The 22,940-nt window shown below is 63.5% G+C and carries 19 protein-coding genes and 1 pseudogene; all 20 read left to right on the forward strand.

The window, feature by feature from the left end; all coding sequences use genetic code 11:
• Nucleotides 1–59: 59 nt before the first annotated feature.
• The 20 genes and pseudogenes from AC1RBA_RS23290 (at nt 60) to ahpF (ending at nt 22,896) form a co-directional block, all read left to right on the forward strand.
• Complete coding sequence (locus AC1RBA_RS23290) at nt 60–2,204, forward strand: M3 family metallopeptidase (RefSeq protein WP_492419934.1); 2,145 nt, start codon at nt 60–62, stop codon at nt 2,202–2,204.
• A gap of 109 nt (nt 2,205–2,313) precedes the next feature.
• Complete coding sequence (locus AC1RBA_RS23295) at nt 2,314–2,526, forward strand: VF530 family protein (RefSeq protein WP_070219603.1); 213 nt, start codon at nt 2,314–2,316, stop codon at nt 2,524–2,526.
• An 11-nt stretch (nt 2,527–2,537) separates the two neighbouring features.
• Nucleotides 2,538–2,816, forward strand: a complete 279-nt coding sequence (locus AC1RBA_RS23300) for a DUF4404 family protein (RefSeq protein ID WP_070219601.1) — start codon at nt 2,538–2,540, stop codon at nt 2,814–2,816.
• A gap of 237 nt (nt 2,817–3,053) precedes the next feature.
• On the forward strand, nt 3,054–5,315 hold the full coding sequence (locus tag AC1RBA_RS23305) for a YgiQ family radical SAM protein (RefSeq protein WP_070290369.1): 2,262 nt from the start codon (nt 3,054–3,056) through the stop codon (nt 5,313–5,315).
• A 282-nt stretch (nt 5,316–5,597) separates the two neighbouring features.
• Nucleotides 5,598–5,705 (forward strand): annotated as a pseudogene (locus AC1RBA_RS23310) (zinc-ribbon domain-containing protein); the annotation flags it as partial.
• A 168-nt stretch (nt 5,706–5,873) separates the two neighbouring features.
• Nucleotides 5,874–6,623, forward strand: a complete 750-nt coding sequence (locus tag AC1RBA_RS23315) for a hypothetical protein (protein WP_492419988.1) — start codon at nt 5,874–5,876, stop codon at nt 6,621–6,623.
• A gap of 48 nt (nt 6,624–6,671) precedes the next feature.
• The gene (locus AC1RBA_RS23320) at nt 6,672–7,397 is read left to right on the forward strand and encodes a hypothetical protein (protein ID WP_070219459.1); all 726 of its coding nucleotides are present in this window, start codon (nt 6,672–6,674) and stop codon (nt 7,395–7,397) included.
• Nucleotides 7,398–7,463: 66 nt separating this feature from the next.
• Complete coding sequence (locus tag AC1RBA_RS23325; RefSeq protein ID WP_492419935.1) at nt 7,464–8,579, forward strand: hypothetical protein; 1,116 nt, start codon at nt 7,464–7,466, stop codon at nt 8,577–8,579.
• 8 nt (nt 8,580–8,587) lie between these two features.
• A complete protein-coding gene (locus AC1RBA_RS23330; protein ID WP_492419936.1) occupies nt 8,588–9,682 on the forward strand; it encodes a zinc-ribbon domain-containing protein in 1,095 nt (364 codons plus the stop codon).
• Between the two features lie 160 nt (nt 9,683–9,842).
• Nucleotides 9,843–10,724: an EamA family transporter gene (locus tag AC1RBA_RS23335; RefSeq protein WP_070219456.1), complete on the forward strand. Its 882-nt coding sequence runs from the start codon at nt 9,843–9,845 to the stop codon at nt 10,722–10,724.
• Between the two features lie 208 nt (nt 10,725–10,932).
• On the forward strand, nt 10,933–11,892 hold the full coding sequence (locus AC1RBA_RS23340) for a sugar ABC transporter substrate-binding protein (RefSeq protein ID WP_070219455.1): 960 nt from the start codon (nt 10,933–10,935) through the stop codon (nt 11,890–11,892).
• 86 nt (nt 11,893–11,978) lie between these two features.
• On the forward strand, nt 11,979–13,532 hold the full coding sequence (locus tag AC1RBA_RS23345; RefSeq protein WP_492419937.1) for a sugar ABC transporter ATP-binding protein: 1,554 nt from the start codon (nt 11,979–11,981) through the stop codon (nt 13,530–13,532).
• Between the two features lie 17 nt (nt 13,533–13,549).
• Nucleotides 13,550–14,521 carry an ABC transporter permease gene (locus AC1RBA_RS23350; protein WP_070219453.1) on the forward strand — a complete coding sequence of 324 codons (972 nt, stop codon included), beginning with the start codon at nt 13,550–13,552 and terminating at the stop codon, nt 14,519–14,521.
• Between the two features lie 9 nt (nt 14,522–14,530).
• Nucleotides 14,531–15,589 (forward strand): LacI family DNA-binding transcriptional regulator, encoded by a 1,059-nt coding sequence (locus AC1RBA_RS23355; RefSeq protein ID WP_492419938.1) that lies wholly within the window; start codon nt 14,531–14,533, stop codon nt 15,587–15,589.
• Nucleotides 15,586–16,494, forward strand: a complete 909-nt coding sequence (rbsK, locus tag AC1RBA_RS23360; RefSeq protein WP_492419939.1) for a ribokinase — start codon at nt 15,586–15,588, stop codon at nt 16,492–16,494. The genes AC1RBA_RS23355 and rbsK overlap by 4 nt, the downstream gene beginning before the upstream one ends.
• A 13-nt stretch (nt 16,495–16,507) precedes the next feature.
• Entirely contained in the window at nt 16,508–16,900 is a 393-nt protein-coding gene (gene rbsD, locus AC1RBA_RS23365) for a D-ribose pyranase (protein ID WP_099666108.1), read from the forward strand.
• Nucleotides 16,901–17,033: 133 nt separating this feature from the next.
• On the forward strand, nt 17,034–19,877 hold the full coding sequence (locus AC1RBA_RS23370) for an EAL domain-containing protein (protein WP_492419940.1): 2,844 nt from the start codon (nt 17,034–17,036) through the stop codon (nt 19,875–19,877).
• Between the two features lie 168 nt (nt 19,878–20,045).
• The gene (locus AC1RBA_RS23375; RefSeq protein ID WP_070219448.1) at nt 20,046–20,444 is read left to right on the forward strand and encodes a DUF3597 domain-containing protein; all 399 of its coding nucleotides are present in this window, start codon (nt 20,046–20,048) and stop codon (nt 20,442–20,444) included.
• A gap of 194 nt (nt 20,445–20,638) precedes the next feature.
• On the forward strand, nt 20,639–21,202 hold the full coding sequence (gene ahpC, locus AC1RBA_RS23380) for an alkyl hydroperoxide reductase subunit C (RefSeq protein WP_070219447.1): 564 nt from the start codon (nt 20,639–20,641) through the stop codon (nt 21,200–21,202).
• Between the two features lie 98 nt (nt 21,203–21,300).
• Nucleotides 21,301–22,896: an alkyl hydroperoxide reductase subunit F gene (ahpF, locus tag AC1RBA_RS23385; protein ID WP_070288837.1), complete on the forward strand. Its 1,596-nt coding sequence runs from the start codon at nt 21,301–21,303 to the stop codon at nt 22,894–22,896.
• The last annotated feature ends 44 nt before the right edge of the window (nt 22,897–22,940 follow it).

The raw sequence follows: 22,940 nt of genomic DNA on the forward strand, positions 1-22,940 counted from the left end.
TGATCTGCCACTGGCCCGCGACGCGATCGCGGTTCTTCCCGCGCTTCCTGAAAGATGTCATGATCCGTCCACAACTGCTCGTCATCGCCGCCAGCGTCATGCTGGCCCACGCCGCCCCATCCGCCATGGCCGCCGCCGCTGCACCTGCCGCCGCCGTCAGCGCCCAGAACCCCCTGCTCAAAGTGAGCCCGCTGCCGTTCCAGATGCCGCAGTTCGGCCTGATCAAGGATGGTCACTATGCGCCGGCGTTTGCCGAAGGCATGAAACGCCAGCTGGCCGAAGTCAATGCGATTGCCAACAACCGCCAGCCGGCCACGTTCGAGAACACCATCGTGGCCCTCGAGCGCACGGGACAGCTGCTGCACCGCGTGCAGAGCATCTTCAGCAACATGACCTCGACCAATACCAATGCCGTGCTGGAAGCGGTGGAAGTGGACGTGTCGCCGAAACTGGCCGCGCATGGCGACGCCATCACGCTGAACCCGAAACTGTTTGCCCGCATCGACACCCTGTACGCCAAGCGCGACAAGCTGGGCCTCGATGCCGAATCCCTGCGCCTGCTCGAGCGCTATCACACGGATTTCGTGCGCGCCGGCGCCAAGCTGTCCGATGCGGACAAGGAAAAACTGAAAGCCTATAACGCCGAGCAGGCGGGCCTGGAAACGGCCTTCGCGCAAAACGTCCTGAAGGAAACGAATGCCAAGAGCATCGTCGTCGACACCCGTGCCGAGCTGGCCGGCATGACGGACAGCGATATCGACACGGCTGCCGCGGCCGCCAAGGAACGGGGCTTGACGGGCAAGTTCGTCATCGCCCTCGTCAACACCAGCGGCCAGCCGCCGCTGGCCGTATTGACGGATCGCAAGACGCGTCAGCGCCTGATGGACGCGTCGCTGAACCGCGGCAGCCAGGGCGGCGAGTTCGACAACCGCGCCATCGTGCTGAAACTGGCCAAACTGCGCGCCGAACGGGCGACCTTGCTCGGGTACGCCAACTACGCCGCGTATGCGCTGGAAGACCAGACGGCCAAGACCACGACGGCCGTCAATACCCTGCTGTCGGAACTGGCGAAACCGGCCGTCGCGAATGCGCGCCGCGAAGCGGCCGACCTGCAGCAAGTGGTCGATGCGGAAAAGGGCGGTTTCCAGGTGGCAGCGGCCGACTGGGCCATCTACACGGACAAGCTGCGCAAGCAGCGTTTCAATTTCGATGAAAACGAGCTGAAACCGTACCTGGAACTCAACAGCGTGCTGAACAACGGCGTCTTCTTTGCCGCGAACAAGTTGTACGGCATCAGTTTCAAGGAGCGGAAGGACTTGCCGGTGTACAACCCGGACGTGCGCGTCTACGACGTTCTGGATGCCAACGGCAAGCCGCTGGCCCTGTTCATCGCCGATTTCTATGCGCGCGGCAACAAGCATGGCGGCGCGTGGATGAATGAATACGTGTCGCAATCATCGCTGATGGGCACGCATCCCGTCGTCGCCAACCAGTTGAACATTCCGAAGCCGCCCGCCGGCCAGCCGACCTTATTGACGTTTGATGAAGTGACGACCATGTTCCACGAATTCGGCCATGCGCTGCATGGCATGTTTTCGAACGTGAAATACCCGCGCTTTGCCGGCACCAGCGTACCGAGCGACTTCGTCGAGTATCCATCGCAAGTCAATGAAATGTGGGCCGTCTGGCCGGAAGTGCTGCAAAACTACGCCAAGCACTACCAGAGCGGCGCGGCCATGCCGCAGGAATTGCTCGACAAGGTCACGGCGGCGAAGAAATTCAACCAGGGTTTCATGACGACGGAATACCTGTCGGCGGCCTTGCTGGACCAGCGCTGGCACCAGCTGGCGCCAAGCCAGATCCCGACGGACGTGCTGGCCTTTGAAGCGGCATCGTTGAAAGACGCGGGTGTCGACTACGCGCCCGTGCCGCCGCGCTACCGCACCACGTATTTCTCGCACAGCTTCTCGGGCGGCTACTCGGCAGCCTATTACGCCTACCTGTGGTCGGAAAAGCTGGACGCGGAATCGGTCAACTGGTTCAAGGAAAACGGCGGCCTGACGCGCAAGAACGGCGACTGGTTCCGCAGCAAATTGCTGTCGCGCGGCGGCAGCGTCGATGCGTTGCAACTGTTCCGCGACTTCCGCGGCCGCGACGCCACCGTGGAACCGCTGCTGGAACGCCGGGGCTTGAACGCCAAGTAAGACGTCCTCATCAGAAGCTTGCGTTGCGTTGACATGGCGCACGCAAGCTTTCCGTGCCGGCGGCGTAGAATTGAGTAAGATGTAAACAAGAAGGCAGTTGAAAGAGTATATGAGTCAGCAAGATTTGAATGGCATTACCCTGGAAGGTATCGTGACGCGCCTGCACGCCCACTACGGCTGGGACGGCTTGGCCAAGCACATCGATATCAATTGCTTCATCAGCGATCCCAGCATCAAGTCGAGCCTGAAGTTTTTGCGCAAGACCCCGTGGGCCAGGAGCAAGGTGGAACAATTGTTCCTGGACACGCAATTTACTGACTGACAGGAAAAAACATGGATAGCAAACTCAAGGAATCGCTGCAACAGCTGCATTCGACACTGGCAAGCAGCGGTCCCGTCGATGAAGAACTGCATGGTTTGCTGCAAAAACTCGATGTCGACATCAAGTTGCTGATGGAAAAGCGCGCCGCGCAGGAGCAGGAAGAAGAGTCGACCACGTATGGACTGGCCGAGCGCAGCCAGGAATTGTCGGCCAAGTTTGCCGTCAAGCATCCGAAACTGGAGCCGGCGCTGCGCGAACTTGGCGAGATTCTTGCCAATATGGGGATTTGATGTAACCCGGGGAAAAGCTGGGGTCAGACCCCCGAAGGGTCTGACCCCAAGGGCCTTCTTTCCCCAAGTGATTGAAAAATAAACGTTTTTTGTACTGAAATCCAACAGTAAAAAGCAGGCCGTCAGGTTGGAAATGGCCAATTCCGGTACAATCCGTACCCTATGAGCTCCCCTACCAATTTATTTGCGACCGTTCCCAAGCGGTCTGCCCGCGCTGCCGTGGCGCCTTTCCTGCCGATGTCGCGTGCCGAGATGGACGCGCTGGGCTGGGACCAGTGCGACGTCATCCTCGTCACGGGCGACGCCTACATCGACCATCCGAGTTTCGGCATGGCCCTGGTCGGCCGCCTGCTCGAAGCGCAGGGTTATCGCGTCGGCATCATCAGCCAGCCCGACTGGCTGTCAGCCGACGCCTTCCGCATCCTCGGCAAGCCGCGCCTGTACTACGGCATCACGGCCGGCAACATGGATTCCATGGTCAACCAGTACACGGCCGACCGCAAGATCCGCTCGGACGATGCCTACACGGCCAATGCCGAACCGAACAAGCGCCCGGACCGCGCCGTCACTGTGTACGCCCAGCGCGCGCGCGAAGCGTATTCCGACGTGCCCATCGTCATCGGCAGCATCGAAGCGTCCTTGCGCCGCATCGCCCATTACGATTACTGGTCGGACAAGGTCCGCCGTTCCGTCTTGCCCGATTCCAAGGCTGATTTGTTGATCTTCGGTAATGCCGAGCGGGCACTGGTCGACCTGACGCACCGCCTGGCCGCCGGCGAACACATCAAGGATATCCGCGACTTGCGCGGCACGGCCTTCATGGTGCCGGCCGGCTGGCTGCCCGGCGACGACTGGGGCGTGCACAATTCCACCCGCGTCGACGTGCCCGGCAAGATCGACCCGCACTACAGCCCGTACGAGATGGTGCAGGAAGACAAGACCGCCTGCGCCACGGAAAATGCGTCGAAATCGGCCGAAGTCATCAAGCCGATCCGCATCATGAGCCGCGAAGAGCGCCTGGCCATGGCCAAGGAAAAGCACGACAAGACCGTCGTGCGCCTGCCCGCCTACGACGTCGTCAAGGATGACCCCGTCATGTATGCGCACGCGTCGCGCGTGTTCCACCTGGAATCGAATCCCGGCAATGCGCGCGCCATGGTGCAGGCGCATGGCGAGCGCGACGTGTGGCTCAACCCGCCGCCGCTGCCGCTGGCCATGGACGAGATGGATGGCGTGTACGACATGAACTACGCGCGCGCCCCGCACCCGAGCTATGGCAAGGCGCATATCCCCGCCTGGGAAATGATCCGCTTTTCCGTCAACATCATGCGCGGCTGCTTCGGCGGCTGCACCTTCTGCTCGATCACGGAGCACGAAGGCCGCATCATCCAGAGCCGTTCGGAACCGTCGATCCTGCGCGAGATTGAGCATATCCGCGATAAAACCAAAGGCTTTACGGGCACCATTTCCGATATGGGTGGCCCGACGGCGAATATGTATCGCCTCGCCTGCAAGGAAAAAGAGATCGAAGTGTCGTGCCGCCGCCTGTCGTGCGTGTACCCGTCCATCTGCGTCAACCTGGGCACGGATCACAGCAAGCTCATCTCGCTATATCGCAAGGCGCGCGCCATTCCCGGCATCAAGAAAGTGCTGATCAGTTCGGGCTTGCGCTACGACCTGGCCGTGCGTTCGCCCGAGTACGTGAAGGAACTGGTCACGCACCATGTGGGCGGCCTGTTGAAGATCGCCCCTGAGCACACGGAAGAGGGCACCTTGTCGAAGATGATGAAGCCCGGCATCGGCGCCTACGACGAATTCAAGGAAATGTTCGACCGTTTTTCGCTGGAAGCGGGCAAGAAGCAATACCTGATCCCGTATTTCATCGCCGCCCATCCGGGCACGACGGACCTGGACATGCTGAACCTGGCCCTGTGGCTGAAGAAAAACAATTTTAAATTGGACCAGGTGCAGACCTTCATGCCCACGCCGATGGCCATGGCCACGACGATGTACCACACGCGCAAGAATCCGCTGCGCAAGGTGACAGCCGACTCGGAAGTGGTGGAAACGGCGCGCAGCGGCAAGATCCGCCGCACCCATAAAGCGTTCCTGCGCTACCAGGACCCGGCCAACTGGCCGATCTTGCGCGAAGCGCTGGTCAACATGGGCCGTGGCGACTTGATCGGCAATGGCGACAAGCACTTGATACCGGCCTGGACGTCGTCGGAATCGGGCGGCCTGGCCGCAGGCGAACGCAGCCGCCAGACGCATGGCGCCGGCACGCCGGACAAGTTCAAGGTCACGCCGGGCAAGAACCGCATCGCCCTGGGCGGCACGGCAGCGGCGCCCAAAGCGTCGGCCGCCGAGTCGAAAGTGCGTCCATCGATTCTGTCGACCATCAAGACGAAGGCCAAGCCGGCCGCCGTGCCGATGGGCCGTGGCAGCAAGCCGCCAGCCAAGGGCGGCCATGCCGCGCCGGCACGGGGTGGACGCAAGTAGATAGTCTTCGGCCCTTGGGCATCCTTTGAAAAACCCGGCAACGCGTACTGCGTTGCCGGGTTTTTTGCTATGGGCGCACCAAGATGGGGCGGCAAACCGCCGTGGCGGCGGGATTTTTACCAATATTTAAAAATTGAATAGAGCAAAAAGCAATTTTCCCTTGTGGCAACTTGGTGTTTGAAAATATACTCGTTGGATATTTAGCCGTACGGCAACAATGCTGCCTTTCTGGCAAGCGCCAGCGTACGCGACTCCCAGCGTTGATATGAAAAGAGATGCCAATTGAAATGCCTTTCCTGCCAAGCCGAGAATAAGCCGGGCGCCAAATTCTGTTCTTCCTGCGGCACGACGTTTGCCGTCGCCACGACCGCCGTCGCTGCCGTGCCGGGCAAATCCTGTGGCCAGTGCGGCCATGATTGCAAGCCCGACGCCAAGTTCTGCCCCAAATGCGCGTTCAGCTTTGCCGTGGCGCCAGTGCTGCCGCCAGAACCTGTTGCGGCACCTGTGCCGGCGCCGATTCCCGAACCAGTGAGTGTGGTCGTTCCTGAGCCCGCTCCAGTGACAGAAATGGTCGCGCAAGCTGTTCCGGAACCCGTTCCCGTCTTCATCCCGGAGCCGGTCGCGCCACCGCCGCCACCGCCCGTGCTGGAAAAGCGCCGTGCCGATCCTGCACCCGCACCCGCACCAGCGCCAGCACCAGCACCAGCTCCCGTGGCCGACACGCCAAGTGACAGCCCAGCGGCGGGCAGCCGCATGAAACTGATCGCTGCAGCCGTCGCCGCAGTAGTACTGCTGGGCGGTGCGGGCGCTTACTATTTTCTCTCAAGCAAGCCGGCAGCGCCGGCGCCGGAAGCTGTTCCAGTCTTGCCCGCGCAGGTGGAACCTGCGCCTGCCGCCGAGCAGCCGCTGGCCATCAGCGACCCGGCGCTCGACGGCGCGACGGCGGCCGAGCCTGCCGTTGCGCCTGCTGCGCCCGCCCCGGCATCTGTCGCCGCGCCCGCCCCCGAGCCGGTGCCCGCACCCGCCCCGGCTGTGGAAAAACCGGCTCCCGTCGCTGAAAAGCCGGCCAAACCGGTCAAGGTGATACCGCCAGCGGCGCCTGTCAAACAGACTAGCGGCCTGGAAAGCGTGATCACGGACAGCCTGTCGGAAGCGAGCCACTGCATGAGCCAGCGCAAGTACGACTGCGCCATTGCCAATGCGAATGCCGTGTTGCGCATGGACACGGGCAACCGCCATGCGCTCGACATCAAGCGCAAGGCGAAGGAAGCGCAAGACAAGGCGCTGTCGCAAATCCAGATCGAGTAAGCCGCGCGGCTTGCCTTCCCCCTATTTTTGATCCTTCCGGAGAATAACGTGAAAAACTTGAAACAAATTGCCAAGCCCATGGTGGCGCTGCTGGTCGTGTCTTCGATGCTGGCCGGTTGCGCCGCACCGGGCGGTCCTGGCGCCACGGGCAATACCACCACCGCCGGCACGGAAGCGGGCAGCGGCGAATGCAATACGGCCATGCTGGCCGGCATCGGCGCCGTCGTGGGCGGCTTGCTGGGCGGCGGCAACAATACCGTGCGCGGCGCGGCACTGGGCGCCAGCCTGGGCGCACTCGCCTGCGTGGCCCTGAATTATCAAAGCCAGCAAGTCAAGACGTCGCAGCAGGTACAGGCCGACTACAAGGTGGCCAACAAGGGCAAGCTGCCCGAGCAGTCGACCCTGGTGAAGTACGAGACGGGCTTTACGCCGTCGTCCGTGCGTCCGGGCCAGAAGGCGCAGACCAATTCGTATATCGAAGTGGCGGCCGGCACGCGCGATCCGAACCCGCTGGTGGAAGAGGAATTGAGCCTGTACAAGCCCAATGGCGACTTGATCAAAACCGTGCGCAAGGTGGTCAGCAGCAATAACGGCAGCGGCGCCTACAAGGGCGGCTTCTCGATTCCCATGCCTGAAGGCGTGCCGCAAGGCATTTACCCGGTACGCACGGCCCTGTACCTGAATAGCAAGCGCGTCGGCGGCCAGGACGTCAAGCTGCAGATCGTCCAGCGCCAGGCGCCTGCGTCCGACCTGCAACTGGCCCGCGCTTACTGACACTGATTGCCACGGGGCGGCCATGCCGGCCGTTCCGTTCCCGATTTACCCCCATCCAGGCTAGACATGACCATTTCCACAGAAGCACCTAAACCTCTTCCCTTTTCCTCCGCGCTCGGTTCGCTGATCGAAGCGACCGACGCCATCAAGAATTTCCGCGCGATTGCCCTGCTGGCCCTGACCTTCATCGGCGCCGTGCTCGTCGGTGGTGTACTGACGATGCTCGCCGGCAGCATGAGCAGCGTGCTGCTGGGCTTCCTGGGCGGCCTGATGGCCTTCCTCGTGATGTTTTACGGCTCCAACGCCGTCGGCATCCTGCTGATGCGCGATGCCCAGGGCCAGCCTGGCTTGAGCCTGGTGGATGCCGTGCTCGTTTCGCTGTACACGAGCCACCGCCTGATCGCGGTCGTGTTCCTGGAATTTCTGATCGTGCTGGCGGCCATGATCGCCATCGCCATCATTTTGTTCGTCTGCAAGATCCCCGTGCTCGGTCCCGTGCTGTACACGCTGGTCTTCCCGTTGTCGGCCATCGTGCTGGGCGTGCTGGTGTTTGCGCTGTTTTACGTGATGCTGCCGCTGGCCGGCCCCGCCGCGTGGTCGGGCGCCACCGTGTTCCAGATCATTGCCCGCCTGAACCTGATCGTGCGCACCAAGCTGGTGTCGGTGATCCTGCTGGAAGTGCTGCTGTTCCTGATCACGACGTTTGTGGCGCTGCTGATCTTTGGCGTGGTCGGTACCGGCGTGTCGCTGACCAGCGGCATGTCGGCTGGCATCCTGGGCCTGGGCGGCCAGATGAATATGTATTCCCTGGCTTCGGGTCTGAGTGGCGGTTCCGGCTACATCATCGCAGCCGGTCTGGGCGGCGGCTTGCTGATGGCGGCCGCGGCTGTGGTGCCCGGCCTGATCTTTACCAAGGGTGTGTGCATCATTTACCTGAACGCCACGCGCAATGTCGATTTCAGCGCCTCGGAAGCGAGCCTGAACGGCGGGCTGGCCGCGGTCAAGAAGAAAGCCGAAGAAGCGCGTGAACGCGCGCGTGCCCTGGCCGAACAGGCCGCGGCACCTGCCGCACCGGCCGCACCGGCCGCTGCGTCGGTTGACAGCCTGCATTGCCCGAGCTGCAAGGCCCCGGTCGCGTCCGATGACGTGTTCTGCGGCGAATGCGCGCATAAACTCAAGTAAGGCAGACCATGGCGCAATTCTGTAAACAGTGCGGCACCGCCCACGCGCCCGACGCGCGTTTTTGCGACGAGTGCGGCAAGGCCGTCAATGCCGCGCCAGCCCCATCACCGGCACCCGCGCCGGCCGCGACACCGGCGCTGTCCGGCGTGAAGCGGCGCCACGTCGTCATCGCCGGCGGCGCGCTGGCGGCGGTCATCGTGGCTGGCGGCGCCCTGGCGTGGCTGCTGGCGCCGGAAGCGGCGTCGGCCAGCAGTTTTGGCCGCGCCATCGATGCCCACCTGGCGGCCGACGAGGCGGCGCGCGACAAGCTGCTGTGCTTCACCAACTTGCCGTACCAGAAGGAAGAAATCCGCGTGGCGTCGTACGACAGTTCCACTCGACAATGGCTCGATATCCTCGTGCGTGGCGGCTTGTACAACGCGCCCGTCGAACAAAGCAGCGGCGGCTGGCTGGCGCAATCGCAATTCGTCTATGCGCTGGCCGCGCCGGGCAAGGCCGCCTTGCGCGGCGACAAGCTGTGCGTGGCCAAGGGCGTGAAAGTGGCCAAGGTCAGCGGCTACGAGCAGGTGCGCGAGATGGGCGGGCAGCCGACGGCGATGGCCACGGCCACCCTGGCGCTGAGCGATGAGGCGGCATGGCTCGTCAAGTCGCCGGACCGCGCGCAGATCCTGCAACGCTTGCCGGGCGGCGGTCTGGAAGTGCAACTGCCGCTGGCGCTGGTCGACAAGCAATGGCAAGTCACCGACCGTGCGCAACTGCACCAGGCCGCCATGGCCATGGCGGGTGCCATGCGCAATGCCTCGGGTGCGCAAGAAGCGGGCATGCTGGACAAGCTGAAAAGCCTGTTCCGCTTTGGCGGCCACCCGCTGGTGGGCAAATGGAAGGGCTCGACGGGCAAAATCCTGGAATTTACAAAGGACAGCATTATCGAGAACGGCAACGCAAGCACGGCCACGTTTGCCACCGAAGGCAATGTCGTGACGATCGTCTCGGAAGAGGGGGGCGGCATGGCCATGCAGATCAGCCTGAGCAACAGCAACAACGTGGCCACGCTCACCGTCGGCGGCATGCCGGTCGCGGTGCTGCAGCGCGTGCGCGATTAAGCGTCGGGCAGGCGGCAGCGTGCCGCCTTGCCTCATTCCCGAAGCCCGGCCCTGCCGGGCTTTTTTACGCCCGCCAGGCGCCGGTGCCTCCGTCAATTTATCTTGACATCAAGATAGTTCGCGCCCACACTGGCTTTTTATCTTGATGTCGAGATAGTACATGTCCGCCTTTTCTGTCCGCCCCGCCTGGGGCGATATTCTGCTCACGGCGCTGGCGCCCCTGATCTGGGGTTCCACGTATATCGTCACGTCCGAACTGCTGCCGCCGGACCGGCCCTTCACGGCGGCCCTGATCCGCGTGCTGCCGGCCGGCCTGCTGTTGCTGCTGATCATGCGGCGCCTGCCCGCGCGGCGCGACTGGGGCCGCGTGCTGATCCTGTCGGCGCTCAATATCGGCGTGTTCCAGGCGCTGCTGTTCGTGGCCGCCTACCGCCTGCCCGGCGGCCTGGCGGCCGTGGTGGGCGCCATCCAGCCGCTGCTGGTGATGGGCCTGGCCTGGGGCGTGGAAGGGCGCCGTCCGGCCCGCCTGGCCTTGCTTGCCAGCGTGCTGGGCGTGGCCGGCATGGCCGTTTTGTTGTTGTCGCCGCGCACGGTGTGGGAACCGATCGGCATCGCCGCCGCGCTGGGCGGCACGGCCTGCATGGCGGCCGGCACCTATCTGACGCGGCGCTGGAAGCCGGACTTGCCCGTGCTGGCGCTGACGGGCTGGCAATTGCTGCTCGGCGGCCTGATGCTGGCGCCCGTCGCCTGGCTGGCCGACGCCCCGTTGCCGGCGCTGTCCTTGCAGCAAGTGCTGGCCTACGCCTACCTGTGCCTGGCCGGCGCGCTGCTGGCGTATGCCTTGTGGTTTCGCGGCATCGCCCGCCTGTCGCCCGTGGCCGTCTCCTCGCTGGGACTGCTCAGTCCCCTGATGGCCGTCGTGCTGGGCTGGGCCTTGCTGGGCCAGGCCATGACGGGCTGGTCGATGCTGGGCTTGCTGCTGGTGCTGGCCAGCGTGCTGGCGGTGCAGTGGGCCAGCGCCCGTCCCGCAACAAACGCCTGACTTCCGCGCATTTCCCCTCGGCAGGCCGGTCGCATCGGCCTGCCCGTTTCCCTCTGAGCGTCCTCTTTTTGCTGCACCGCACATACTGTTTTGCTTGCACTGTAATAGGGCATTGAGGCACTATTCGCTTCGCGCAAACGTTTGCGCGCAACGAATTTCCTAAAAAGCATGCAGTACACGTGCTTGACCAACAACTCTGGAGACGCTCATGACATCCCGTATTCGCCTGAAAATGATTGCCGCCGCTGTCCTGGTATGTGCTTTGCCCGCCGTGCCGGCCATGGCGCAGACGCCTGCCAAACCGAAGGTGGCGCTGGTGATGAAGTCGCTCGCCAATGAATTTTTCCTGACCATGGAAAATGGCGCCAAGGCGCATCAGAAGGCCAATGCCGCCAAGTACGACCTGCTGTCGAACGGCATCAAGGATGAAACGGATACGTCGAGCCAGATCAAGCTGGTCGAGCAAATGATCGTCTCGCGCGTCAACGCGCTGGTGATCGCCCCGGCCGATTCGAAAGCGCTGGTGCCGGTGCTGAAAAAAGCCATCGACGCGGGCATCATCGTCGTCAATATCGACAACAAGCTCGACGAGGGCGCGCTGAAAGAGAAGGGCATCACCGTGCCGTTCGTCGGGCCGGACAACCGCAAGGGCGCCAAGGTCGTCGGCGACTTCCTGGCCAAGCAGATCAAGAAGGGCGACCCCGTCGGCATCATCGAGGGCGTGTCCACCACCTATAACGCGCAGCAGCGCACCCTGGGCTTCCAGGACGCCATGAACGCGGCCGGTGCCAAGGTCGTCAGCGTGCAGTCGGGCCAGTGGGAAATCGCCCCCGCCAATACGGTGGCCGCCGCCATGCTGAACGCCAACCCGAATATCAAGGCCTTGCTGTGCGGTAACGACAACATGGCCATCGGCGCCGTGTCCGCCATCAAGGCGGCCGGCAAGACGGGCAAGGTCCTCGTCGTCGGCTACGACAACATCAACGCCATCAAGCCGATGCTGGCCGATGGCCGCGTGCTGGCTACCGCCGACCAGTTCGGTTCGCAGCAAGCCGTGTTCGGCATCGACACCGTGCTCAAAGCGCTGGCGCAGAAGAAGAAACAGGCCGATCTCGGTGGCGTCATCGAAACCAAGGTCGAACTGGTCGCCAAGGGCGCCAAGTCCTGATCGTCTGATCCCGCCGGGGCCAGCGCCCGCGTCTCAGCCTGAGGCGGCGGCGCCGGCCCCGCCGCCTTTTTCCGCGGAGTTTTATCATGCCCACCGACATCCTCCCGGCGCCATCAGCCGCCATCCCTCTATTGACCCTGGATAACATCGGCAAGTCCTATGTCGGCCCCGTGCTGGGCGGCGTGGGCCTGCGTTTCGCCCCCGGCCAGGTACTGGCGCTGACGGGAGAGAACGGTGCCGGTAAAAGCACCCTGTCGAAGATCATCTGCGGCCTGGAGCAAGCGACCACGGGCACGATGCTGCTCGACGGCAAGCCCTACCAGCCCGCCTCGCGCGGCGCGGCCGAGGCGCTGGGCATCCGCATGGTGATGCAGGAACTCAATTTGATTCCCACCCTGTCGATCGCGGAAAACCTGTACCTGAAAAACCTGCCGCAGCGCTTCGGCTTCATCGACCGCACGCGTCTCGAACGCGACGCGCGCGAACAGATGGAGAAAGTGGGCCTGGGCGGCCTCGATCCGTGGACCCTCGTGGGCGAACTGGGTATCGGCCACCAGCAGATGATCGAAATCGCGCGCAATTTAATTGGCGCCTGCCGTTTGCTGGTGTTAGATGAGCCGACGGCCATGCTGACGCACCGCGAAGTGGAATTGCTGTTCCTGCAAATCGAACGCCTGAAGGCCGACGGCGTGTGCATCATCTACATTTCCCACCGCCTGGAAGAACTCAAGCGCGTGGCCGACCGCATCGCCGTGCTGCGCGATGGCCAGCTCGTGTGCGACGACGATATCGCCGGCCACTCCGCCGCCGACCTGGTCAGCCTGATGGTGGGCCGCTCGGCCGACGATGCCGTCGACCTGAGCGGGCGCACCATCGGCGCGCCGTTGCTGCGCGTGCGGGGCTTGGCGCGCGGCAAGGTGGTCAACCCGACATCGTTCGACTTGCGCGCCGGCGAAATCCTCGGCATCGCCGGGCTGATCGGCTCGGGCCGCACGGAATTGCTGCGTTTGATCTTCGGCGCCGACCGCGCCGATGCCGGTGACGTGTTCCTCGGCGACAGCGAGGTGCCCGCCGCCTTGCACTCGCCGCAGGCGGCCGTGAAAGCCGGCATCGCCATGATCACGGAAGACCGCAAGGGCCAGGGTTTGTTGCTGCGCCAGTCGATCGCCGTCAACACGACCCTGGCCTCGCTCGACACGGTCAGTGGCGCTGGCTGGCTCAACGACGCGGCCGAAGCGACGGTGGCCGACGACTATATTCAGCGCCTGGGCATCCGTTCGCGCAACAGCGCGCAAACGGTGGCCGAGCTGTCCGGCGGCAACCAGCAAAAGGTCGTGATCGCCCGCTGGCTGTACCGCGATTGCCCCGTGATGCTGTTCGACGAGCCCACGCGCGGCATCGATATCGGCGCCAAGTTTGATATTTATCAGGTGCTGGCCGAACAGGCGCGCCAGGGCAAGGGCCTCGTCATCGTCTCGAGCGACTTGCGCGAACTGATGCTGATCTGCGACCGCATCGCCGTCATGAGCGCCGGCAGCATCGTCGACACCTTCGAGCGCGGCGCCTGGAGCCAGGACGCGCTGCTGTCGGCCGCCTTCTCCGGCTATTTGACCCCCAACTCCACTCCAGCTGCGGCCTGATCGCCGGAAAGATTCCCATGACCACCCACTCCTCTCCTTCGTATCTGCAGCGCAGCCTGGCCGACCTGAAAAACTATGCGGGCCTGATCGGCGCTTTGCTGGCCATGTGCGTGCTGTTCTCGTTTGCCAGCGAAAACTTTTTTACTTTGGCCACCTTGAGTACCCTGTCGAATAACATCCCGACCCTGGTCGTGATGGCGGTCGGCATGACGTTCGTGCTGATCATCGGCGGCATCGATTTGTCCGTCGGTTCCGTGATGGCGCTGGCCGCGTCCGTGCTGTCGCTGGCCGTCGTGCACTGGGGTTGGCCCGTGTGGAGCGCGGCCCTGCTGGGCATGTTCGTCGCCGCCCTGTGCGGCGCGACGACGGGCCTCATTTCCGTCGGCTGGCGCATCCCCTCGTTCATCGTGTCCTTGGGCGTGCTGGAAATGGCGCGCGGCATGGCTTATCAGGTGACCAATTCGCGCACGGAATACATCGGCAGCGCCGTGGACGGCATCAGCTCGCCGATTGCGTTTGGCCTGTCGCCCGCCTTCATCGCCTCGATCGCCATCGTCGTCATCGGCCACCTGGTGCTCACGCGCACGGTGCTGGGACGCCACTGGATCGGCATCGGCACGAATGAAGAAGCCGTGCGTTTGTCCGGCATCAACACAAAACCGTCGAAAGTGCTGGTCTTTGCCTTGATGGGCTTTCTTGCCGGCGTGGGCGCGCTGTTCCAGGTGTCGCGCCTGGAAGCGGCCGACCCGAACGGCGGCGTGGGCATGGAATTGCAGGTGATCGCCGCCGTCGTGATCGGCGGCACGAGCCTGATGGGCGGACGCGGTTCCGTCATCAGCACGTTTATCGGCGTATTGATCATTTCCGTGCTGGAAGCGGGCCTGGCGCAGGTGGGCGTGTCGGAACCCGTGAAACGCATCGTCACGGGCCTGGTGATCGTCGCCGCCGTGGTGCTCGACACTTACCGCCGCCGCGGCGAGCGTTCATAATACCGGCCCATGGCAACCATCAAGCAAGTGGCGCAGGCGGCGGGGGTATCGTTTACCACCGTCTCGCACGTCCTCAACAATACCCGCCCCGTCAGCGACGAGGCGCGCCGCGCCGTGCTGGCGGCGGCGGAGGCACTGCATTACGTGCCCAGCGCGCTGGCGCGCTCCTTGCGCAGCCGCAGCACGGGCACCATCGGCCTGATCATTCCGAACAATACGAACCCGTATTTCTCGGAAGTGGCGCGCGGCATCGAGGACAGCTGCTATGCTGCCGGCTACAGCGTGATTTTGTGCAATTCCGATGACGATCCCGCCAAGCAGCGCGACTACCTGAACGTGCTCTTGACCAAGCGCTGCGACGGCCTGATTTTGTCCGCGCTGGCCGACAGCGATGGCGAATTGCTGCGCAAGATGAAGGTGCCGGCCGTGCTGCTCGACCGCGCGCCCAGCGACCTGGCCATCGATGCGGTGGCCGTCGACAACCGCGCCGGGGGAGCCCTGGCCGCGCGCCATTTGCTGGAGCTGGGGCGCCGGCGCCTTGCCTGCATCGCCGGTCCCCGCGAAGTGAGCATTTCCAATGAGCGCATCGCCGGCGCGCGCAGCGCCATGGCGGACGCGGGCGTGGTCCTGGCCGACGCCCTGTGCGTGCATGGCGATTTTACGAGCGCGGGCGGTTATGCGGCCGCGCTGGACTTGCTGGCGTTGCCCCAAGGCCAGCGCCCCGATGCCCTGTTCTGCTGCAATGATTTGATGGCCTTTGGCGCCCTGCGCGCCGCCGCCGAGCGTGGCATTGCCGTGCCGGCGGAACTGGCCGTCGTCGGCTTCGACGATATCGACCTGGCCAGCTTCGTGCATCCGGCCTTGAGCAGCGTGGCGCAGAACACGCGCGAGCTGGGCCACATCACGGCGGCCTGTCTGCTGGCGCGCATCGCCGACCCCGCCTTGCCGCGCCAGCAGCGCAGCATCGCCCCCGAGCTGCACGTGCGCGGCTCCAGCGTGGCCGCCACCGTACCTTCTGCTGTACCTACTTCTTCTCCTGCAACTGAACTGATGGGAATGACATCATGATCGTGGTTATCGGCAGCATCAATATGGACCTGGTCTTGCGCGTGCCGCGCATGCCCCTCCCCGGCGAAACCCTGACGGGCGGCGCGTTTAGAACTATTCCTGGCGGCAAGGGCGCCAACCAGGCCGTGGCCTGCGCGCGCCTGAGCGGCAAGGTGGCGGGCGCCCAGCAAGTGGCCATGGTCGGCTGCGTGGGCGACGACGCCTTCGGCGCGACGTTGCGCGCGGCCCTCGTGGGCGACGGCATCATCGACAGCCACATCACGACCTTGCCCGGCGTGGCGTCCGGCATCGCCTCGATCCTCGTCGACGACAACGGCCAGAACAGCATCGTGATCGCCGGCGGCGCCAACGATCTGCTCAGCCCCGCGCATATCGACGCGGCGAAAGAGCTGATCGAGCAGGCGGACATCGTCGTGCTGCAGCTGGAAACGCCGATGGCCACCGTCGTGCACGCGATCAAACTGGCCCGCTCGCTGGGCAAGACCGTGGTGCTGAACCCGGCCCCGGCGGCCAGCTTGCCGCAAGGCGTGCTGGAACTGGTCGACTACCTGATTCCGAATGAAATCGAAGCGGCCATGCTGGCCGGCGTCAGCCCGGAAGGCGCCGATGCCCAAGCGCTGGCGGCCGCGCTGCAAAAGCTGGGCAGCGACAATGTCATCATCACCTTGGGTTCCAAGGGCGTGCACGCGGCCCTGTATGGCGGCGATTACACCTTTCCGGCCGAAGCGGTGCAAGCGGTCGACACGACGGCCGCCGGCGACACCTTCATTGGCGGTTTTGTGGCGGGCCTGGCGTCCGGCATGGACGAGGCGGAAGCGATTCAACAAGGCCAGCGCGCGGCTGCCTGGAGCGTCACCAAGCCCGGCGCGCAAACCTCGATCCCCCACTTGCACGAGCTGTTCTAACGACACCACGCCCATGAAAAAATCACCGTTGCTCAATATTGCGCTGTCGCAATTGATCGCGTCGCTCGGTCATGGCGACATGCTCGTCATCGGCGACGCGGGCTTGCCGTCGCAGCCTGGCGTGCCCCTGATCGACCTGGCCCTGACGCGCGGCATTCCCGGCTTCATCGATACCGTCAATACGGTATTGACTGAAATGCAGGTGGAATACCATTTGCTCGCCAGCGAGTTGCCGCAGCATAATCCGGCCATGGCGGCCCAAGTGGCGGCCTTGTCCCTGCCCGATGCGCGCCAGGTGACGCACGAGGAGTTCAAGCAATTGAGCAAGGGCGCGCGCGCCATCGTGCGCACGGGCGAGTGCAGTCCGTATGCCAACATCATTTTGGTCGCCGGCGTCGTGTTCTAGCGCAAACAAAGGCGAATTGTTTGCCAAAAACATCAACGCTATTGTTCTCACTGAAATAATTATCCAATGGCAAAAGGGGCGGCTACAATAGCCTTACCCCTGCCAGCTCGGCAGCTTCCTGTGGTGTTCCGCCATGCCGATGAAAGCCCCCGATGCTTTCCGCTTTGTCTTGCCGCTCGCCGGCAGGCTGGCGCGCGGCTGGCGCGGCCTGTTCTTCCTGCTGCTGTGCCTGGCCACACAAGCCCGGGCGCTGGAACCCGTCTCCCTGCAGCTCAATTTCACGCACCAGTTCCAGTTCGCCGGCTATTACGCGGCCATCGAGCAAGGCTATTACCGCGAGGCGGGCCTCGACGTGACGCTGCTCGAAGGCAGCGGCGCGCCGCGCGCCGAGGCGGCCGTGCTGGCGGGCCATGCCGAATATGGCGTGGGCAACAGCACCTTGTTGCTCAGCCGCCTGGCCGGTAAACCCGTGGTGGCGCTGGCCGTGGTGTTCCAGCATTCGCCCAGCGTGCTGCTGATGCGCCAGCAAGGCGGCGCGCCCGACGTGCGCAAGCTGGCGGGGGCGCCCGTGATGATAGGCGCGCCCGCCGACGTGGCGTCCGCATCCGATGAAGTGTCGCTGTTCCTGCGGAAAATGGGCGTCGCGCCGCAGCAGATGCGCCACTTGCCGCCCAGCTACCGGGTCGAGGATTTGATCGAGGGCAAAGTCGATGCGATTGCCGCGTATTCCACCAACGAACCGGACTATCTGGACCGGGCGGGATTTCCCTATTACCAGTTTACGCCGCGCACGGCCGGCATCGATTTCTACGGCGACAACCTGTTTACCAGCGAGCGCGAACTGCGCCGCCATCCCGAGCGCGTAAAAGCGTTCCGCGCGGCCAGTTTGCGCGGCTGGCAATACGCGATGGCGCACCGCGAGGAAATGGCGCAATTGATCCATGTTAAATACAGCCAGCGCCACGACCGCGCGCACCTGCTGTACGAGGCGCAGCAAATGGATTTACTGCTGCAGCCTACGCTGGTGGAGCCGGGCTACATGAATCCCCAGCGCTGGCAGCATATCGCCGATACGTATGCCGCCATGGGCGTGCTGCCGCGCAATGCCACGGACAGCCGCGCCTACCAGGGTTTTTTGTATCGCCCCGTGCCAGGCGCGGACCTGGGCTGGCTGTACCTGTCGCTGGGCGTGGCGGGCAGCCTGTTGGCCGTGTCGGCCGCCTTTCATTTCAGCAATCTGGCGCGTGAGCGCCGCCGCACCGAGGACACCATCCGGCAAGGGGAATTGCGCTTTCGCACCATGTTCGAGCAGGCGCCCATGGGCATCGCCCTGATCGATACCGTGAGCGGACAGTTTCTGGATATCAATCCGCGCTATCTGGCCATCGCCGGGCGCACGCTGGAGCACATGAAGCAGACGAGCTGGATGGAAATCAGCCATCCCGACGACGTGGCGGGCGAGCAGGCGCACGTGGTGCAGCTGCTGGCGCGGCGCATGCAGGGTTTTCGCCACGCCAAGCGCATCGTGCGTCCCGATGGCGGCGTGGTGTGGGTCGACGCCTCGGTGACGGCCATCGCCACGGCGCGCCATGGCGGCCCGCAGCACCTGTGCATGCTGGAAGACGTGACGGACAAGCGGCAAACGGAAGCGCTGATCTGGCAGCAAGCCAATTTCGATACCCTGACGCAATTGCCGAACCGCCGCATGTTCCACGAGCGCCTGCGCCTGGCGCTGGCCCAGGGGCGGCGCGACGCAAGCCGCGTGGCCATCCTGTTTATCGACCTCGACCACTTCAAGGAAGTCAACGACACCCTCGGCCACCACCAGGGCGATATCTTGCTGATCGAAGCGGCGCGGCGCATCCGCGTGGGCGTGCGCGAGACGGATACGGTGGCGCGCCTGGGCGGCGATGAATTCACGGTGATCCTGTCCGACCTCGACGACCTGCAGCAAGTCGACCGCATCGCGCGGCAAATCCTCGACGGCTTGCTGGCGCCGTTCCTGCTGGGACAGGAGCAGGCCTTCGTCTCCGCCTCGATCGGCATCACCCTGTATCCGGACGACGCGGGCACGATCGAGGACTTGCTCAAGCATGCGGACCAGGCCATGTATGTGTCGAAAGGCGCGGGGCGCAACCGCTACAGTTATTTCACGCCGGCCATGCAGGTGGCGGCCGTCAACCGCATGCGCATGGGGGCGGACTTGCGCGCGGCCCTGCACGAACAGCAGATGCAGCTGCATTACCAGCCCATCGTCGAGCTGCGTAGCGGCAAACTGGCCAAAGCGGAAGCCTTGCTGCGCTGGCACCATCCGCAGCGGGGCGTCGTGTGCCCGCCCGATTTCCTGGCGCTGGCCGAGAGCAGCGGCTTGATTGTGGAGATCGGCGACTGGGTGCTGCGCACGGCGGCCGCGCAACTGCTGCGCTGGCGCGCGCAGGGCCAGGCCATCGGCTTGCCGGGGCTGCAGCTGTGCCTGAACCAGTCGTCGCTGGAATTGCAGCGCGAAGTCGAGGCGCCCGGCACCTGGCTGCGCCAGCTGCTGGCGCTCGATGTGCCGCCTTCGGCCATCGTGCTCGACATGCGCGAAGATGTGCTTTTACCTAGCGGCAATAGCATGGCGCCACGCCTGCAGCACTTGCGCGAGGCGGGCTTGCAGATCGCCCTCGACGACTTTGGCAGCGGCCATGCCTCGCTGACGCAATTGCAGCAGTGCGGCATCGATTACCTGAAGCTCGACGGCGTGCTGGTGCGCAAGCTGGCGCCCGGCGCCAGCGAACTGGTGCTGTGCGAAGCCATCGTCACCATGGCCCACAAGCTGGGTTTGCAAGTCATCGCCGAAGGGGTGGAGACCGAAGAGCAGCGCGCGCTGCTGCTGGAGATCGGCTGCGATTTTGCGCAAGGCGAGCTGTTTGCGCCGCCGCTGGCCATCGACGCGTTCGACGCGCTGCTGCACGCCCGGCGGCCTTTGCATCCTTGAAACGGGCGCGTCCGCCACCAGATTTCACGCAAGCCTGCGGGACGGGGCTCCCGGCCCGAACGGGCTTATACTCGACGGGCTGGCGCCTGCGCCCGGCATTGCTGTCACGGGTCCTGGACCTGGTGCGCAGGCAAACCTTCTTCCATTCACTCAACTCGAGGTGACCTCATGGGCATTTTCAGCAATATCTATAACAAAATCTTCCACCATTCATCCGACGCTGCCCCGGCAGCCACGCCGGCTGCCGCTACCGAAGCGCCAGCGGCAGCCGCACCGGCGGCAGCGCCTGCACCGGCCGCCGCCGTGCCGGTCGTCGACGTGGAAGTGGTGCTGGTCGACCTGGCCAGCAAGAACGCGGAAAAACTCAATTGGCGCACGTCCATCGTCGACCTGATGAAACTGCTTCAACTCGACAGCAGCCTGGCCGCGCGCAAGGAACTGGCGCAAGAGCTGCACTTCACGGGCGACACCAACGATTCGGCCAGCATGAATATCTGGCTGCACCGCCAGGTGATGATCAAGCTGGCGGAAAACGGCGGCAAGGTACCGGAAGAGTTAAAGAACTAGGAGTGAAACACCTGGCGGCGGCAGGGGTATCCACTGTCACCGCTATCCAATCCTGTGGGAACTGCCTATCATGGAGTTCCCATGGCGTCATGATAGCTAAAACTAATTGAAACTATTGTGACAATCAATTTTGAATATGGGTTAAAACCCCTTACACTAGAGTCTTACTGATTCACCACACGAGAGGAAATGACATGTCGCTGATCAATACCCAAGTTAAACCATTCAAGGCAACCGCATACCACAATGGCAAATTCGTCGACCTGACGGAAGCGTCGCTGAAAGGCAAGTGGTCGGTATTCGTCTTCTACCCAGCCGACTTCACCTTCGTTTGCCCAACCGAACTGGAAGATCTGGCCGATCACCACGCCGAGTTCCAGAAGCTGGGCGTCGATGTCTACGGCATCTCGACCGATACCCACTTCGCGCACAAAGCCTGGCACGACACCTCGGACGCGATCAAGAAAGTGCAATACGCACTGATCGGCGACCCGACCGGCGCCCTGTCGCGCAACTTCGAAGTCATGATCGAAGAAGAAGGCCTGGCACTGCGCGGCACCTTCGTCATCAATCCGGACGGCTTCATCAAAGTGCTGGAAGTGCATGACAACGGCATCGGCCGTGACGCATCGGAACTGTTGCGCAAAGTCAAAGCCGCCCAGTACGTGGCGAATCACCCAGGCGAAGTGTGCCCGGCAAAATGGACGGAAGGCGCCGCAACGCTGACCCCATCGCTGGACCTGGTCGGCAAGATCTAAGTCTCGATGCACGACGTAGCAAACAAGTAGTTACCGCGATGCCGGACCGGGCGTCCGGCCCGGCATTCGCCTAAATATTTGTAAAGGAAGAAAAAATCATGTTAGATGCAACCCTCAAAACCCAACTGAAATCCTACCTGGAAAAAGTGGTGTATCCGCTTGAGCTGGTCGCTTCTCTCGATGACAGCGCAAAAGCCCGCGAGATGAAGGAATTGCTCCAGGAGATAGTCCTGTTGAGCGACAAGATCACGCTGGTCGAGCGCCTTGACGCTGGCGTACGGACCCCGTCGTTCAGCATCAACCGTACCGGCTCCGACATCGGCGTGCGTTTCGCCGGTGTGCCGCTGGGCCACGAATTTACCTCGCTGGTGCTGGCGCTGCTGCAAGTGGGCGGCCACACCATCAAGTTCGACGATGCCGTGATCGAGCAGATCCGCAACCTCGACGGCGATTACGAGTTTGAAACGTTTATTTCGCTCTCCTGCCATAACTGCCCGGAAGTGGTGCAGGCCTTGAATGCCATGGCCGTGATCAACCCGCGCATCAAGGTCACCACCATCGATGGCGGGGTGTTCCCGCAAGAAGTGGAAGAACGCCAGATCATGGCCGTGCCGATGATGTTCCTCAATGGCCAGCATTTCGGCCAGGGACGCACGAATGTCGAGGAAATCCTCGCCAAGCTCGACACCAATGCCGGCGCCCGCCAGGCGGCAGCGTTGAGCAAGAAAGACGTGTTTGACGTGCTGATCGTTGGCGGCGGCCCAGCCGGCGCGGCAGCGGCGATCTACGCGGCCCGCAAGGGCATCAACACGGGCGTGCTGGCCGAGCGTTTCGGCGGCCAGGTGCTCGATACCCTGGCGATCGAGAATTTTATTTCCGTCAAGGAAACCGATGGTCCGAAGTTCGCCGTGGCGCTGGAACAGCACGTCAAGGAATACGACGTCGATATCATGAACACGCAGCGCGCCGCGAAATTGACTCCAGGCAAGCTGATCGAGATTGAAACGGCGAATGGCGCCGTGCTCAAAGCCAAGACCGTCATCCTGGCCACCGGCGCCCGCTGGCGCGAAATCAATGTGCCGGGCGAGAAGGAATACCGCAACCACGGTGTCGCCTACTGCCCGCACTGCGATGGTCCCTTGTTCAAGGGCAAGCGCGTGGCCGTGATCGGCGGCGGCAACTCGGGCGTGGAAGCGGCGATCGACCTGGCCGGCCTCGTGAAACACGTGACCCTGATCGAGTTCGGCGCAGAACTGCGCGCCGATGCGGTGCTCCAGCGCAAGCTGCACAGCCTGCCCAACGTGACCGTGATCACCTCGGCGCAAACCACCGAAATCCACGGCGACGGCAAGATCGTCAATGGCCTCAGCTACACGGACCGTATCAGCGGTACGTCGAACAAGGTCGAGCTGGAAGGCGTCTTCGTGCAGATCGGCCTGGTGCCGAACACGGAGTGGCTCAAAGGCACGGTCGCCCTGTCGCGCCACGGCGAAATCGAAGTCGATGCCCGCGGCCAGACCTCGATCCCCGGCGTGTTCGCGGCCGGCGACGTCACCACGGTGCCGTACAAGCAGATCATCATCGCCACCGGCGAAGGCGCCAAGGCAGCTTTGTCCGCCTTTGACCACCTGATCCGCTCGGATGACGAGGAAGTGGTCGACGAGTCCGCAGCGAAAGAAGCATTGACGGCGTAACTCTTCACGCTGAAAAAAAACCGGAACGGCCGCGAGGCCCTTCC

This window comes from Janthinobacterium sp. GW823-FHT03B06 (assembly GCF_058796955.1).